General features: G+C 63.7%; 13 protein-coding genes. 5 read left to right on the forward strand and 8 right to left on the reverse strand.

Annotation, left to right across the window (positions count from 1 at the left end; genetic code table 11):
* Window positions 1-30 precede the first annotated feature (30 nt).
* The 4 genes from mdtD (at window position 31) to yccS (ending at window position 6,493) form a co-directional block, all read left to right on the forward strand.
* Window positions 31-1,458 carry a multidrug transporter subunit MdtD gene (mdtD, locus tag CQW31_RS24445; RefSeq protein ID WP_099815611.1) on the forward strand — a complete coding sequence of 476 codons (1,428 nt, stop codon included), beginning with the start codon at window positions 31-33 and terminating at the stop codon, window positions 1,456-1,458.
* A gap of 112 nt (window positions 1,459-1,570) precedes the next feature.
* Window positions 1,571-2,908, forward strand: a complete 1,338-nt coding sequence (dbpA, locus tag CQW31_RS24450) for an ATP-dependent RNA helicase DbpA (protein ID WP_249342290.1) — start codon at window positions 1,571-1,573, stop codon at window positions 2,906-2,908.
* Window positions 2,909-3,044: 136 nt separating this feature from the next.
* Window positions 3,045-4,226 (forward strand): NAD(P)/FAD-dependent oxidoreductase, encoded by a 1,182-nt coding sequence (locus CQW31_RS24455; RefSeq protein WP_099815595.1) that lies wholly within the window; start codon window positions 3,045-3,047, stop codon window positions 4,224-4,226.
* Between the two features lie 83 nt (window positions 4,227-4,309).
* Complete coding sequence (gene yccS, locus CQW31_RS24460; protein ID WP_099815596.1) at window positions 4,310-6,493, forward strand: YccS family putative transporter; 2,184 nt, start codon at window positions 4,310-4,312, stop codon at window positions 6,491-6,493.
* Between the two features lie 11 nt (window positions 6,494-6,504).
* Here yccS and CQW31_RS24465 read toward each other — a convergent pair whose 3' ends face one another.
* Window positions 6,505-7,242 carry an ABC transporter substrate-binding protein gene (locus CQW31_RS24465; RefSeq protein WP_054887921.1) on the reverse strand — a complete coding sequence of 246 codons (738 nt, stop codon included), beginning with the start codon at window positions 7,240-7,242 and terminating at the stop codon, window positions 6,505-6,507.
* Window positions 7,243-7,411: 169 nt separating this feature from the next.
* On the opposite strand from CQW31_RS24465, the gene CQW31_RS24470 reads away from it, so the two are divergent.
* On the forward strand, window positions 7,412-7,885 hold the full coding sequence (locus CQW31_RS24470; RefSeq protein WP_099815597.1) for a GNAT family N-acetyltransferase: 474 nt from the start codon (window positions 7,412-7,414) through the stop codon (window positions 7,883-7,885).
* Here the strand turns inward: CQW31_RS24470 and CQW31_RS24475 are convergent.
* From CQW31_RS24475 to CQW31_RS24505, 7 genes are all read right to left on the reverse strand, one after another.
* Window positions 7,860-8,156: a helix-turn-helix domain-containing protein gene (locus CQW31_RS24475; protein WP_054887923.1), complete on the reverse strand. Its 297-nt coding sequence runs from the start codon at window positions 8,154-8,156 to the stop codon at window positions 7,860-7,862. The genes CQW31_RS24470 and CQW31_RS24475 overlap by 26 nt on opposite strands.
* Window positions 8,157-8,168: 12 nt before the next feature.
* A complete protein-coding gene (locus CQW31_RS24480; RefSeq protein WP_027920691.1) occupies window positions 8,169-8,669 on the reverse strand; it encodes a M48 family metallopeptidase in 501 nt (166 codons plus the stop codon).
* A 39-nt stretch (window positions 8,670-8,708) separates the two neighbouring features.
* Window positions 8,709-10,829, reverse strand: coding sequence for a bifunctional diguanylate cyclase/phosphodiesterase (locus CQW31_RS24485; RefSeq protein WP_099815598.1), 2,121 nt, complete (start codon window positions 10,827-10,829; stop codon window positions 8,709-8,711).
* A 196-nt stretch (window positions 10,830-11,025) separates the two neighbouring features.
* Window positions 11,026-12,090 (reverse strand): class II fructose-bisphosphate aldolase, encoded by a 1,065-nt coding sequence (fba, locus tag CQW31_RS24490; protein ID WP_008093958.1) that lies wholly within the window; start codon window positions 12,088-12,090, stop codon window positions 11,026-11,028.
* Between the two features lie 100 nt (window positions 12,091-12,190).
* Window positions 12,191-12,520: an MliC family protein gene (locus tag CQW31_RS24495; RefSeq protein WP_054887925.1), complete on the reverse strand. Its 330-nt coding sequence runs from the start codon at window positions 12,518-12,520 to the stop codon at window positions 12,191-12,193.
* A gap of 103 nt (window positions 12,521-12,623) precedes the next feature.
* Window positions 12,624-12,803: a hypothetical protein gene (locus tag CQW31_RS24500; protein WP_099815612.1), complete on the reverse strand. Its 180-nt coding sequence runs from the start codon at window positions 12,801-12,803 to the stop codon at window positions 12,624-12,626.
* 32 nt (window positions 12,804-12,835) lie between these two features.
* Window positions 12,836-13,999 (reverse strand): phosphoglycerate kinase, encoded by a 1,164-nt coding sequence (locus tag CQW31_RS24505; RefSeq protein ID WP_054887926.1) that lies wholly within the window; start codon window positions 13,997-13,999, stop codon window positions 12,836-12,838.
* Between the last annotated feature and the right edge of the window lie 6 nt (window positions 14,000-14,005).

A 14,005-nucleotide genomic window follows, 5' to 3' on the forward strand; every position in this document is an offset into this window, starting at 1 on the left:
AAAGGGCCGGCACTGACGGAAGAGGAAGCCATGCCCGAACGCACCCCGCTGGACCCGACCACCGCCCGCTGGCTGCCCTGGGTGGTGGCCATCGCCTTCTTCATGCAATCCCTGGACGGCACCATCCTCAATACCGCCCTGCCGGCCATGGCCCGCTCGCTGGCTGAAGACCCCCTGCGCATGCAGGGCGTGATCATCGCCTACATGCTCACCGTGGCCCTGCTGATCCCCGCCTCCGGCTGGATCGCCGACCGCTTCGGCACCAAGCGCATCTTCTTCAGCGCCATCATGCTGTTCAGCTTCGGCTCGCTATTGTGCGCCACGGCCAACAGCCTCGGCTTCCTGATCTTCGCCCGCATCGTGCAGGGCCTGGGCGGCGCGCTGATGCTCCCCGTCGGGCGCCTGGTGGTGCTGCGCGCCTACCCGCGAACCGAGCTGGTGCGGATCATGAGCTTCATCACCATCCCCGGCCTGCTCGGCCCGCTGCTGGGCCCGACCCTGGGCGGCTGGCTGGTGGAAATCCTCAGCTGGCACTGGATCTTCCTGCTCAACCTGCCAGTCGGTGCGCTGGGCTGCTACGCCGTGTGGAAGTTCATACCCGACCTGCGCGGGGCCGAGCGCACCCGCTTCGACGGCCCCGGCTTCATCCTGTTCGGCGCGGCGATGGTGCTGATCACCATCGCCATGGAAGGCCTGGGCGAGCTGCACCTGCCACACCTGCGGGTGATGTTGCTGCTGTTCGCTGGCATGGCCTGCCTGGCGGCCTATTGGCTGCGCGCCGGGCGCGACCCGGAACCGCTGTTCTCTCCCAGCCTGTTCCGCGTGCGCACGTTCGCCATCGGCATCCTGGGCAATCTGTTCGCACGCCTGGGCAGCGGGGCCCTGCCGTTTCTGGTGCCGTTGCTGCTGCAGGTGGCGCTGGGCTATTCGCCGGCCCAGGCCGGCATGAGCATGATTCCGCTGGCCGCCTCGGCGATGCTCGCCAAGTCGGTCGCCCGCTCGCTGATAGAGCGGCTGGGCTATCGCATCGTGCTGACCGGCAATACCTTGCTGCTGGGCATCCTGCTGGCCAGCCTGGGCCTGGTCGACGAGCAGACGCCGTATGCGCTGCTGCTGGTGCAGTTGGCCCTGCTCGGCGCCGTCAACTCGATGCAGTTCACGGCCATGAACACAGTGACCCTGATCGACCTCGACGACGCCAGCGCCAGCAGTGGCAACAGCCTGCTGTCGGTAGTCGCGCAGTTGTCGCTGAGCCTCGGCGTGGCCTGCGCCGGCGCCCTGCTCGGCGGCTTCACCGCAGCGGGCAGCGCCGACGGCGTGGAAACCACGCTAGGCGCGTTCCAGCTGACCTTCGTCACCATCGGCGTGATGGCCATGCTGGCGGCGGCGATCTTCCTGCAACTGTCGCCGACGGACGGAAGGCGTGCCCGTCGTCCGGAACAACACATGGAATCGTAGGGCGAATGGCCACGAGGCTGGTAAACTGTGCGGCATTTTTCGCTTCGCACCGCAGGCCCGCCTCGTGACCACCGAATCCACCGCCTTTGCCAACTTGCCGCTGTCCACCGCCATGCTGGCCAACCTGGACGCCCTCGGCTATGCCTCGATGACGCCGATCCAGGCCCAGAGCCTGCCTGTCATCCTGCGCGGCCAGGACCTGATCGCCCAGGCCAAGACCGGCAGTGGCAAGACCGCCGCCTTCGGCATCGGCCTGCTCAACCCGATCAACCCGCGCTACTTCGGCTGCCAGGCGCTGGTGCTGTGCCCGACCCGCGAGCTGGCCGACCAGGTCGCCAAAGAGCTGCGCCGCCTGGCCCGCGCCGAGGACAACATCAAGATCCTCACCCTTTGCGGCGGCGTGTCGCTGGGCCCGCAGATCGCCTCGCTGGAGCACGGTGCGCACATCATCGTCGGCACCCCGGGGCGCATCCAGCAGCATCTGGACAAAGGCACCCTGGTGCTCGACGGCCTGAACACGCTGGTGCTGGACGAAGCCGACCGCATGCTCGACATGGGCTTCTTCGACGCCATCGCCAGCATCATCGGCAAGACCCCGTCGCGTCGCCAGACCCTGCTGTTCTCGGCCACTTACCCGGCCGGCATCGAGCAACTGGCCGCCGACTTCATGCGCAAACCGCAGCAGGTCAAGGTCGAAAGCCTGCACGCCGACAACCAGATCGAGCAGCGTTTCATCGAGATCGACCCGCAGCAACGTCTGGAAGCCGTCACTCGCGTGCTTGGCCACTACCGCCCGCAGTCGTGCGTGGCGTTCTGCTTCACCAAGCAGCAGTGCGAGGACGTGGTAGCCCACCTGACCGCCAAGGGTATCGTCGCGCAGGCCCTGCACGGCGACCTGGAACAGCGTGACCGCGACCAGGTGCTCACCATGTTCGCCAACCGCAGCAGCTCGGTGCTGGTGGCCACTGACGTGGCGGCCCGTGGCCTGGATATCGACGGCCTGGACATGGTCATCAACGTCGAACTGGCCCGCGATGCCGAGATCCATGTGCACCGCGTCGGCCGTACCGGCCGCGCTGGCGAGAAAGGCGTCGCGGTCAGCCTGGTAGCACCAGCCGAAGGCCACCGCGCCCAGGCCATCGAAGACCTGCAGAAGAGCCCGCTGCGCTGGGACCAGTTGGACAGCCTCAAGAACCAGGGCGGCGCGCCGCTGCTGCCGCTGATGAGCACGCTGTGCATCGCAGCCGGGCGCAAGGACAAGCTGCGTCCGGGCGACATTCTGGGTGCGCTGACCGGTGATGCCGGGATCCCGGGCAAGCAGGTGGGCAAGATCGCCATCTTCGACTTCCAGGCCTTTGTGGCTGTGGAGCGGCCGTTGGCCAAGCAGGCCATGCAGCGCCTGAACAGCGGCAAGATCAAGGGCCGGTCCCTGAAAGTCCGTATCGTCTGACCTATTTTTGGGGCCGCTTTGCGGCCCTTTCGCGACACAAGGCCGCTCCTACAGGGGATCGCATTTTCCTGTAGGAGCGGCCTTGTGTCGCGAAAGGGCTGCAAAGCAGCCCCGGCAATTCTGAAGAGGTAACACCGTGCACTCCACCGACGTGATCATCCTCGGCGCCGGCGCCGCCGGCCTGATGTGCGCCCAGCTCAGCGCCCGCCGCGGGCGCCGGGTGTTGCTGCTCGACCACGCCAACAAACCCGGCAAGAAGATCCTCATGTCAGGCGGCGGGCGCTGCAATTTCACCAACCTGTACACCGAGCCGGCCAACTTCCTCTCGCAGAACGCGCACTTCTGTAAGTCGGCCCTGGCCCGCTACACCCAGTGGGACTTCATCGAGCTGGTGAGCAAGCATGGCGTGCCGTACCACGAGAAGAAGCTCGGCCAGCTGTTCTGCGACAACAAGGCCAGCGACATCCTCGACATGCTGCTGGCCGAGTGCGACGACGCGGGCGCCGAAATCCGCATGCACACCAGCATCGAACACATCGAGAAGACCGAAACCGGCTACCTGCTGAAGACCAGCGGTGGGCAGTTCGCCTGCCAGTCGCTGGTGATCGCCACTGGCGGCCTGTCGATCCCGACCCTGGGCGCCACCGGCTTCGGTTACCAGGTGGCCCGCCAGTTCGGCCACACCTTGCTGCCGACCCGCGCCGGGCTGGTGCCGTTCACCATCACCGAGCCCCAACTGAAGGCACTGTGCACCGAATTGTCGGGCACTTCGCTGGACTGCACTGCCAGTTGCAACGGCACCAGCTTCCGCGAAAACCTGCTATTCACCCATCGCGGCCTCAGCGGCCCGGCGATCCTGCAGATCTCGTCGTTCTGGGAAGCCGGCGATACCGTAGAGATCAACCTGCTGCCCGACTGCGACGCGCTGAGCTGGCTGCAACAGATGCAAGCGGAGCGTGCCAACGCCGAACTGAAGACCGTGCTGGGCGAGGTGTTCACCCGCAAGCTGGCCAACCTGCTGGCCGAGCAGTGGTTCGAGTCCAAGCCGATGAAACAGTACACCCCGGCGGAACTGGCACAGATCGCCGAACAACTGTCGCACTGGCAGGTAGTGCCGGCCGGTACCGAAGGCTACCGCACCGCAGAAGTGACCCTGGGTGGCGTGGACACCCGCGAAGTGTCATCCAAGACCATGGAATCGCTGAAAAGCCCCGGCCTGTATTTCATCGGCGAGGTGCTCGACGTTACCGGCCATCTGGGTGGTTTCAATTTCCAGTGGGCCTGGGCATCCGCCAACGCCGCTGCGCAGTTCGTGTAGAGTAGAATCCATTCAGCAGCACGGAACGCTTCTTGCTGGCCGTGCTGCAATGCACTCATTCGATCACTGCCTAGCAGGCCATCATGTCATCGAGTTCGTTCAGTCAGTCACTGCGTCGCCTGTGGGGCCAAGACAAGTTCAGCTACAGCATCCGGGTCACCATCGCCCTCACCGGCAGCCTGGCCCTGTGCTGGTACCAGAACGAGATGGCACTGCTGATTCCACTGTTCCTCGGCATCATCGCCAGCGCCCTGGCCGAGACCGACGACAGTTGGCAAGGCCGCCTCAGCGCCCTGGCCGTGACCCTTCCCTGCTTTGCCATCGCCGCGCTGGCAGTCGAGTTGCTGTTCCCCTACCCGTGGATTTTCGTCGGCGCGCTGGCGCTGGCAGCGTTCGGCCTGACCATGCTCGGCGCGTTGGGCGAACGCTATGGCGCAATTGCTTCGGCGACGCTGATCACCTCGGTGTACACCATGATCGGCGTGGACCAGCGTGGCGGCCAGGTCAGCGACTTCTGGCACGAGCCGATGCTGCTGGTAGCAGGCGCCGCCTGGTACGGCCTGCTTTCGGTGCTGTGGCAGGCGCTGTTTTCCAACCAGCCGGTGCAGCAGAGCCTGGCCAAGCTGTTCTTCGAGCTAGGCAGCTACCTGAAGCTCAAGGCCAGCCTGTTCGAGCCGATCCGTAACCTTGATGTCGAGGCCCAGCGCCTGGAACTGGCCCGGCAGAATGGCAAAGTGGTCGCGGCGCTCAACGCGGCCAAGGAAATCATCCTGCACAGGGTCGGCAACAGCCAGCCGAACTCCAAGGTCAGCCGCTACCTCAAGCTGTATTTCCTGGCCCAGGACATCCATGAACGGGTCAGCGCTTCGCACTACCCTTACAACGCTCTGACCGAAGCGTTCTTCCACAGTGATGTGATGTTCCGCTGTCAGCGCCTGCTGCGTAAACAGGGGGCCTCCTGCCAGGAACTGGCGCGCTCGATCCGCCTGCGCCAGCCATTCGTATTGGCCAGCGGATTCGCCGAGGCCCTGGAAGACCTCAACGCCTCGCTTGAACACCTGCGTATCCAGAGCAACCCGGCCTGGCGCGGCCTGCTGCGTTCGCTGCGCGCCCTGGCTGCCAACCTGGCGACCCTCGACCGCTTGCTCAGCGCTGCCAGCAACCCCGACAGCCTGGCCGATGCCAGTGACAGCAGCCTGCTCGACCGCTCACCACGCAACCTGAAGGACGTATGGACACGCTTGCGCACCCAGCTGACACCGACCTCACTGCTGTTCCGTCATGCCCTGCGCCTGCCGCTGGCACTGTCGATCGGTTACGGCATGGTGCACTTGATCCACCCGACCCAGGGCTACTGGATCATCCTCACCACGCTGTTCGTCTGTCAGCCCAACTATGGCGCCACCCGGCGCAAGCTGGTGCAACGGATCTTCGGCACCGCGATCGGCCTGACTGTCGGCTGGGCCCTGTTCGACCTGTTCCCCAACCCGGTCATCCAGTCGCTGTTCGCCGTGGCTGCCGGCGTAGTGTTCTTCGTCAACCGCACCACCCGCTACACCTTGGCCACCGCAGCGATCACGCTGATGGTGCTGTTCTGCTTCAACCAGATCGGCGACGGCTACGGCCTGTTCCTGCCACGCCTGTTCGATACCTTGGTCGGTAGCCTGATTGCCATTCTTGCGGTGTTCCTGTTCCTGCCCGACTGGCAGGGCCGCCGCCTGAACAAGGCGCTGGCCAACACCCTGGCCTGTGCCAGCGTGTACCTGCGCCAGATCATGCAGCAGTACGCCCATGGCAAGCGCGACGATCTCGCCTACCGCCTGGCCCGACGCAACGCCCACAACGCCGATGCGGCGCTGTCGACCACCCTGGCCAACATGCTCATGGAACCGGGGCATTTCCGTAAGGAGGCCGATGTCGGCTTCCGCTTCCTGGTGCTGTCGCACACCTTGCTCAGCTACCTGTCAGGGTTGGGTGCGCACCGCGACACGGCCTTGCCGGCAGAGGTGCAGGAGCAGTTGATCGATGGTGCCGCGCAGAGCCTGGCCAACAGTCTGGACGAGATTGCCAATGGCCTGGCTGCGCGGCTGCCGGTAGCGATACACAGTGATGCCGAAGAATCGCTGGCCGCCGCCCTCGAGCAAATGCCGGAAGAACTGGATGAGCACCAGCGGTTGGTGCAGACACAGCTGGCGTTGATCTGCCGGCAGCTGGCGCCGCTGCGGACCTTGGCCGCCCATCTCATCAAGGAAGCACAGGCGGCTTGAGCGGGGTAAGGTCAGAAGCCATGCTGGCGTAGCAGCCGCGCATAGCTGCCATCGGCCTTCATCCCTGCGATGGCCTGCTCGAAGCGTTCGACGATCTGCTGGTGGTCGGGGTGTTTCAGGCTCACCAGAATATGCAGGGTATTCTCCGCCAGCGGCGGCTCTACCAATGTCACGCCATCGCGCACGTCCTGCGGCTCGCGTTGCAGGTTGTAGCGCGCCACATATTCGTCTTCCACGGCCAGGTTCACCCTGCCGGCTGCCAGCATGCGCACCGCGGTGGAGAAGTTGCGCACCGCCACCTTGCGCAAGCGGGTATCGCCATCGAAAGCGGGTGAATAGGCGTAGTCACGCACCACCGCGATGCTGTAGGGATAAAGGTCGCCCTGACTTTTATAACGGAACGTGTCGCCCTTGCGCTTGAGCAGGCGAATGCGGTTGTTCAGGTAGCCCTCGGAAAACTGCCCGATCTGCTGGCGCGCGTCGTTGTACCAAGCGTTGATCAGCACGTCGTAGCGCCCCTCGCCAACGCCCATCAACGCTCGCGCCCAAGGCACTTCCTCATAACTGCTGGCGTACCCCGCGCGGGTCAGCGCGGTTGTGACCAGGCTGGTCGCCAGGCCGCCGCCTGGCATGGCGCTGTCGGTGAACGGGGGCCAGGTGTCAGCCACCAGACGCAATCTGTCCTGGCCGGATACAGGTGCTGCCAGGAACAGGCCCAGCAAGCCCAACGTGCGAAGCAGTGGCCGCATGCAGAAGTCCTTTTTGCAGTGGAAGACACACGCTGAGGAAGGCGACGCGCAGATGAGAATACACAAAGGCTGCCAATCGGGCAGCGGCCAATGATGTCATTTAGCCTCTATTTTGGCCGAGCCGGGGAAATTTGCGATGATCGGCCATCCATTTCGAGGAGTTAACACAATGTCCATCCACTGGCTTTGCAAGCACCACTCCGACCTCGACACACATGAGCTCTATGCCATCCTGCAACTGCGGACCGCCGTGTTCGTGGTCGAGCAACGCTGCGCCTACCAGGAAGTCGATGGCCAGGACCTGACGGGCGACACCCTGCACCTCATGGGCTGGCAGGATGACAAGCTGGTGGCCTACCTGCGCCTGCTCGATCCGCAGTCGCAGGGCGGCGATGTGGTCATCGGCAGGGTGGTGACCTCGCCCGAGGCACGCGCGCTGAAACTCGGTCATCCGCTGCTGATGAAAGGGCTGGAAGCGGCCGGGCATTGCTGGCACGGGACACCGGTGTATCTGTCGGCGCAGGCACACCTGCAACGGTTCTATGCCCAGCACGGTTTTGCCGTGGTGGGGGAGCAGTACCTCGAGGATGGCATCCCGCATATCGGCATGCGCAAGGTCATGGATACCCCAGTACTGCCTTGATCTGCCGCAGGTGCCGGATGATCCACTGCTTGTCGATCGCCCCCCAGTCATGGATGCGGTAATGCCCGGCATGGTTGCGTGCGCCTTCCTGCTGCTCGAACTCGCAGACGATGTCCAGGTCGGCGAGTGCGGCGATGGTGTCCTGTGCCGTGCGCCGCGGCATACCGGTGGCCTCCATCAACGCCGGCACGCTGGTGGCGGTCTGGCTATCGATCAGCCAGGCCACGTACAGGCGGCGGTAGAAACTGCTCTTGGTCTTGCTTACATCCATGCTGCGTGATCCTTACAGGTTGCCTGGCAACTCCCGGTAGGTCAGGTAGACGCGCAGGTCGAATTCCAGTTGGTGGTAGGCCGGCTCCATGTGCTGGCAGAGCTGGTAGAACGCCTTGTTGTGATCGCGCTCGCGCAAGTGCGCCAGTTCGTGCACCACGATCATGCGCAGGAACTCGGGCGCTGCCTCCTTGAACAGCGAGGCAATGCGGATTTCCTTCTTTGCCTTCAGCTTGCCGCCCTGCACCCGCGAAACCGCGGTATTGAGCCCCAGGGCCCGATGGGTCAGGTCCAGGCGGTTGTCGAACAGCACCTTGTCCAGGTTTGGCGCACTGCGCAGGTATTGCTGGCGCAAGTCCTGGGCATAGCCGTACAGCGCCTTGTCGCTCTGTACGTCATGGCGGCCCGGGTAGCGGCGCTGCAAGTATTCGCCCAGGCGGTCGCTGTCGATCATCTGCCGCACCTGCTCCTGCAGGTGCGGTGGGTAGGCTTGCAAATAGCGTAATACGGTCATGGCATGGCATTCGGCGTAACGAATGCCGATTCTAGCCAATCACGGCAGCAGCCAGGGAAAAATCACCGGGAAGCCAGTGGCATCGGCCGCTGTCATCGGGTGCGCGACCAGAAAACCCTGGACGTAGGCGCAACCGTTTGCCTTCAGCCACGCAGCCTGGGCCTGCGTTTCGACCCCTTCTGCGATCACGGTGATGCCGTAGTCTGCACACAGGACGATGACACTTCGCACCAATGCGGCATCCGGTGCCGAATCTGGCAGACGTGCCACCAGATGGCGGTCCAGCTTCAAGGTGTCGATGGGCAGGTCGCGCAACATGCGCAACGAACAGTCGCCCGCGCCGAAATCGTCCAGCGCCACGCGAACGCCCAGTTCCCGCAGGCGGTGAATCTGCTTGATCGCCGCGTCGATGTTGTACATCAGCGAGGTCTCGGCGACCTCGACCTCCAGTTGCGACGGGTCGAGCTGATAATCCTGTATCACCCGCTGCAGTTCATCGACCAGGCTGGGCATGGAGAATTGAGCGCGACTCAAGCTGATACCCAACACCAGCTCCGGGTCGAAACGCTGGCACCAGGCCTGGCGCTGAGCAGCCCCCTGGCGGTAGATCCAGCTGGCCAGGCGGTTGATCAGCCGAGCCTCTTCCAGCAAGGGTATGAACAGCCCGGGCGGCACATCGCCAACACTTGGGTGCTGCCAGCGCAGCAGCGCCTCGAAGCCCCGGAGATTGCCATCGGCAAAGGCCACCTGCGGTTGATACACCAGGCTGAAATCCTGTACCTCGATGGCATTGCGCACGCTGTCTTCAAGCATCAACCGCGAGCGGGCGCGACCATTGAGCTCCTGATCATAGAAGCGGTATTGCTGGCGACCTGCCTGCTTGGCTGCATACATCGCCGTGTCGGCCGCGCGCAGCAGGCCTTCGACATTACCCCCGCAGTCAGGGAAGGTGGCGATGCCGATGCTGACGCCCAGGCAGATGTCGATGCCGTCCACCTGCTGCTGGATCGACACCCTCTCGAGCAGTTTTTCGGCATAGCGCCCGGCCTGCTCCGGGTAGGGCAGGCCGTCGAACAATGCGGTGAACTCGTCGCCGCCCAAACGTGCCAGCAGCGCCTCGCTGCCCAGGCATTCCTTGATCTGCTCGGCCACCCAGAGCAGCACCCGGTCACCCGCTTCGTGGCCCAGCGAATCGTTGATCCGCTTGAAGCCATCGAGGTCCATGTACATCAGGGCCTGGGCCTTGTTCGAACGCTCGCCGCGCAGCAACGCGCCTTCGGCGGCCTGGTAGAAACCGCGACGGTTGAGCAGCCCGGTCAGCGGGTCGGTCACCGCTTGGTATTCGAGCTGCTGATGCAGGTTACGCTCCACCGACATGTCCAGCACCGTGACCACCATGGCCTGCTGCTCCGCCGGTAACGGCGCGCATGACAGCGCAACGGGGACCAGCTGGCCACCGGGGGTGCGCAGATGGGCATCATGGACCCGCACGATTTGCCGTGCGAGGTAGGCGTTGCGGAACTCCGACTCGCTCCACAAGGTGGCATTGGCCAATTGCAGCAGATCGAGCAGATGGGCACCCTGCAAGTGCTCCACCGAGCTGTGCATCAAGCGCGAGATCGCCGGGTTGGCAAAGCTGATGACACCCTCGGCGTCGACCACCAGGATGCCTTCGGCGGCATTTTCCAGGATCGAGGCGTTGAACGCCCGGGCAGTCTCCAGCTCGCGGGTCAGCTGCTGCAGCATGCGCCGGCTGCGCTGCTGGTCCAGCTGCGCCTGCACCTTGGGCTTGAGAATCTGTGGATCGAACGGTTTGAACAGGTAATCCACCGCGCCACTGGCGTAGCCCTTGAGCACGGCGGCATCGGACTGCTCGTTGGCAGTGAGGAAGATAATCGGGGTCAGCCGGGTTCGCTGGCTGCCGCGCATCAGGCGGGCGACCTCGAAGCCGTCCATTTCCGGCATCTGCACATCGAGCAGTACCAGATCGACTTCGTGTTCCAGCAACGTCCCCAGGGCTTCCATCCCCGAGCTTGCAGTCAACACTTGCCAATCGTTGCGCGCCAGCAAGGCGCGCATACTGATCAGGTTTTCCGGGTAATCGTCTACCACCAGGAGAACCGATTTGCCATCCAGTGGTTCGGGGTAAGCGCCATCCATGCTGCTTCTCTTGTTTGACAGACTTCGACTTGCTATTGGATCCAGCTGATACTCTAGACCTGCAGTTGCGACAAGCAATGCAATCAGATCGCTATCAATTGATTAGTTTCACGGTAGCCGACTAACGGTCGCCGTGCAGCATTTTCGACACATGAAAAACCCGCATCGCTGCGGGTTTTTCTTTGACGCTGGTGGATCAGTTGACCTTGGCAGCCAATTCACCCTTCAGGTAGCGCTGGAACATGCCTTCCAGCGAGATCGGCTTGATCTTCGAGGCGTTGCCGGCAGTGCCGAACGCTTCGTAACGGGCGATGCACACGTCGCGCATGGCTTTCACGGTTTCACCGAAGAACTTGCGTGGGTCGAACTCGCTCGGGTTCTGTGCCATCAGGCGGCGCATGGCACCGGTGGACGCCAGGCGCAGGTCGGTGTCGATGTTGACCTTGCGCACGCCGTGCTTGATACCTTCGACGATCTCTTCGACCGGTACGCCGTAGGTTTCCTTGATGTCGCCGCCGTACTGGTTGATGATCGCCAGCCACTCTTGCGGGACCGAGGAAGAACCGTGCATCACCAGGTGGGTGTTAGGGATGCGCTTGTGGATTTCCTTGATGCGGTCGATTGCCAGCACGTCACCGGTCGGTGGCTTGGTGAACTTGTAGGCACCGTGGCTGGTGCCGATGGCGATGGCCAGGGCGTCGACCTGGGTCTTCTTGACGAAGTCAGCGGCTTCTTCCGGATCGGTCAGCATCTGGCTGTGGTCCAGTACACCCTCGGCGCCGATGCCGTCTTCTTCACCGGCCATGCCGGTTTCCAGGGAGCCCAGGCAGCCCAGCTCGCCTTCTACCGAAACGCCGCAGGCGTGGGCCATGGCGACGGTCTGCTGGGTGACGCGGACGTTGTACTCGTAGTCGGTCGGCGTCTTGCCGTCTTCACCCAGCGAGCCGTCCATCATTACCGAGCTGAAACCCAGCTGGATGGAACGTTGGCACACGTCTGGGCTGGTGCCGTGGTCCTGGTGCATGCACACCGGGATGTGCGGGAATTCTTCGATGGCAGCCAGGATCAGGTGGCGCAGGAATGGGGCACCGGCGTATTTGCGGGCGCCGGCCGAAGCCTGGACGATCACCGGGGAGTCGGTCTTGTCGGCCGCTTCCATGATGGCGCGCATCTGCTCGAGGTTGTTGACGTTGAAAGCTGGAACGCCGTAACCGAACTCGGCGGCGTGGTCCAGCATCTGGCGCATGCTAATGAGTGCCATTGTGTATCTCTCTCCCGACAAGCGTCGTTTGTTTCGTGCAAGCCTGCCGCAGGGGCGGTTGCTGTTCAAGTAGTGTGGGCCGCCTGTGCGGCCCGGCCAGTCACGGTGCCTTGCAGCCCCGCCCAATCAGATCGTTGGTTGCCACCCAGTACACCAGGCCTTCGTCGCCCTTGGTGTGGAAGGCCAGCACGCCATCGCTGTACAGCGCGCCAGAGGCGCCCGGCTCGGCCTTGAGCCGATAGACCTGGTCACCGCCGCCGAGGCGTACGTCAACCTGATCCCGCTGTGCATCAGCGAAGCGCCACAGCACTTCGGCCTGAGTGTCACAGACCCAGCGGGTCCAGTTGTCCGCCGGGGCGGGAGGTGCAGGCTGAATCAGCGAGCATCCTGCCAGTGTCGCCAGAGCCATCGAGGCCAGTAGCGCTTTCATTACATATCCTCTAGAGGACCACATAGCGGTCACTTGGTTGCCTGCTCCGACGAAACGCACGGCATCAGGGGCAACCCGGCGCCTGGCGCTGGTGTTCTTCGTCTTACTTTTCCAGCCCGTCCGGGCCAACGCGCTTGCTGATGACCGGCACGGTCTCGGCCTGCCACGCGGACTGGTAGCAACCGCCCTTGGGCGGCTGCGCCGGGTCGGCCTCCGAGGACGGGCTGCTGGAGCAGGCGCCCAGCATGCCGGCCAGAATCATCACAGGCAATTGCTTGACCATCAGGTCGCTCCCTTTGCCAGGCGCCGCCATTGTCAGGCTTTTGCCCGCTCTTCCAGGATCGCCACGGCTGGCAGCACCTTGCCCTCGACGAATTCGAGGAAGGCGCCGCCACCGGTAGAAATGTAGGAGATATCCTTGCTGACGCCATATTTGTCGATGGCTGCCAGGGTATCGCCACCACCGGCAATGGAAAACGCTGCACTTTCAGCGATGGCCTTGGCCAGCACCTTGGTGCCGTTGCCGAACTGGTCGAACTCGAACACGCCGACCGGGCCGTTCCACAGGATGGTCTTCGACGACTTCAGCAGCTCGGCGAAATGGGCAGCGGTCTGCGGGCCGATGTCCAGGATCATGTCGTCGGCGGCAACGTCGGCGATGGCCTTGACGGTGGCTTCGGCGTCCTCGGCGAACGCTTTGGCAACCACGACGTCGACCGGCAGTGGCACGCTGACCTTGGCGGCGATGGCCTTGGCGGTTTCGATCAGGTCAGGCTCGTACAGCGACTTGCCCACCGGGTGACCGGCAGCAGCCAGGAACGTGTTGGCGATGCCGCCACCGACGATCAGCTGGTCGCAAACGCTGCTCAGACTGTTCAGCACATCCAGCTTGGTCGATACCTTGGAGCCGGCAACGATGGCCGCCATTGGCTTGGCCGGGGCTTTCAGGGCCTTGCCCAGCGCGTCCAGCTCTGCAGCCAGCAGCGGGCCAGCGGCAGCCACCTTGGCGAACTTGGCAACGCCATGGGTGGAGCCTTCGGCACGGTGAGCGGTGCCGAAAGCGTCCATGACGAACACGTCGCACAGGGCGGCGTATTGCTGGGCCAGCTCGTCGGCGTTCTTCTTCTCGCCCTTGTTGAAACGTACGTTCTCGAACAGCACCAGGTCACCGGCGCTGACTTGAACACCGTTCAGGTAATCGGCAACCAGCGGCACTTCCCGGCCCAAGGCCTTGCTCAGGTAGTCGGCGACCGGCTTGAGGCTGTTCTCGGCAGAGAACTCGCCTTCGGTCGGGCGGCCCAGGTGCGAGCAGACCATTACCGCCGCACCCTTTTCCAGGGCCAGCTTGATGGTCGGCAGCGCTGCCAGGATACGCGCATCGCTGGTTACCACACCGTCCTTCACAGGTACGTTGAGGTCTTCGCGGATCAGTACGCGTTTACCTTGCAGGTCGAGGTCGGTCATCTTCAACACGGTCATGAATGC

This window comes from Pseudomonas sp. 382, from assembly GCF_002759075.1.
GTDB lineage: Bacteria > Pseudomonadota > Gammaproteobacteria > Pseudomonadales > Pseudomonadaceae > Aquipseudomonas > Aquipseudomonas vlassakiae.

What these genes read in the sequence shown, in the direction of transcription:
- CQW31_RS24500 (WP_099815612.1), bottom strand. Translation starts at nt 12,803, where the DNA reads ATGGTCAAGCAATTGCCTGTGATGATTCTGGCCGGCATGCTGGGCGCC.
- yccS (WP_099815596.1), top strand. Translation starts at nt 4,310, where the DNA reads ATGTCATCGAGTTCGTTCAGTCAGTCACTGCGTCGCCTGTGGGGCCAA.
- dbpA (WP_249342290.1), top strand. Translation starts at nt 1,571, where the DNA reads ATGCTGGCCAACCTGGACGCCCTCGGCTATGCCTCGATGACGCCGATC.
- CQW31_RS24465 (WP_054887921.1), bottom strand. Translation starts at nt 7,242, where the DNA reads ATGCGGCCACTGCTTCGCACGTTGGGCTTGCTGGGCCTGTTCCTGGCA.
- CQW31_RS24475 (WP_054887923.1), bottom strand. Translation starts at nt 8,156, where the DNA reads ATGGATGTAAGCAAGACCAAGAGCAGTTTCTACCGCCGCCTGTACGTG.
- fba (WP_008093958.1), bottom strand. Translation starts at nt 12,090, where the DNA reads ATGGCACTCATTAGCATGCGCCAGATGCTGGACCACGCCGCCGAGTTC.
- CQW31_RS24485 (WP_099815598.1), bottom strand. Translation starts at nt 10,829, where the DNA reads ATGGATGGCGCTTACCCCGAACCACTGGATGGCAAATCGGTTCTCCTG.
- CQW31_RS24495 (WP_054887925.1), bottom strand. Translation starts at nt 12,520, where the DNA reads ATGAAAGCGCTACTGGCCTCGATGGCTCTGGCGACACTGGCAGGATGC.
- CQW31_RS24505 (WP_054887926.1), bottom strand. Translation starts at nt 13,999, where the DNA reads ATGACCGTGTTGAAGATGACCGACCTCGACCTGCAAGGTAAACGCGTA.
- CQW31_RS24480 (WP_027920691.1), bottom strand. Translation starts at nt 8,669, where the DNA reads ATGACCGTATTACGCTATTTGCAAGCCTACCCACCGCACCTGCAGGAG.
- mdtD (WP_099815611.1), top strand. Translation starts at nt 31, where the DNA reads ATGCCCGAACGCACCCCGCTGGACCCGACCACCGCCCGCTGGCTGCCC.
- CQW31_RS24470 (WP_099815597.1), top strand. Translation starts at nt 7,412, where the DNA reads ATGTCCATCCACTGGCTTTGCAAGCACCACTCCGACCTCGACACACAT.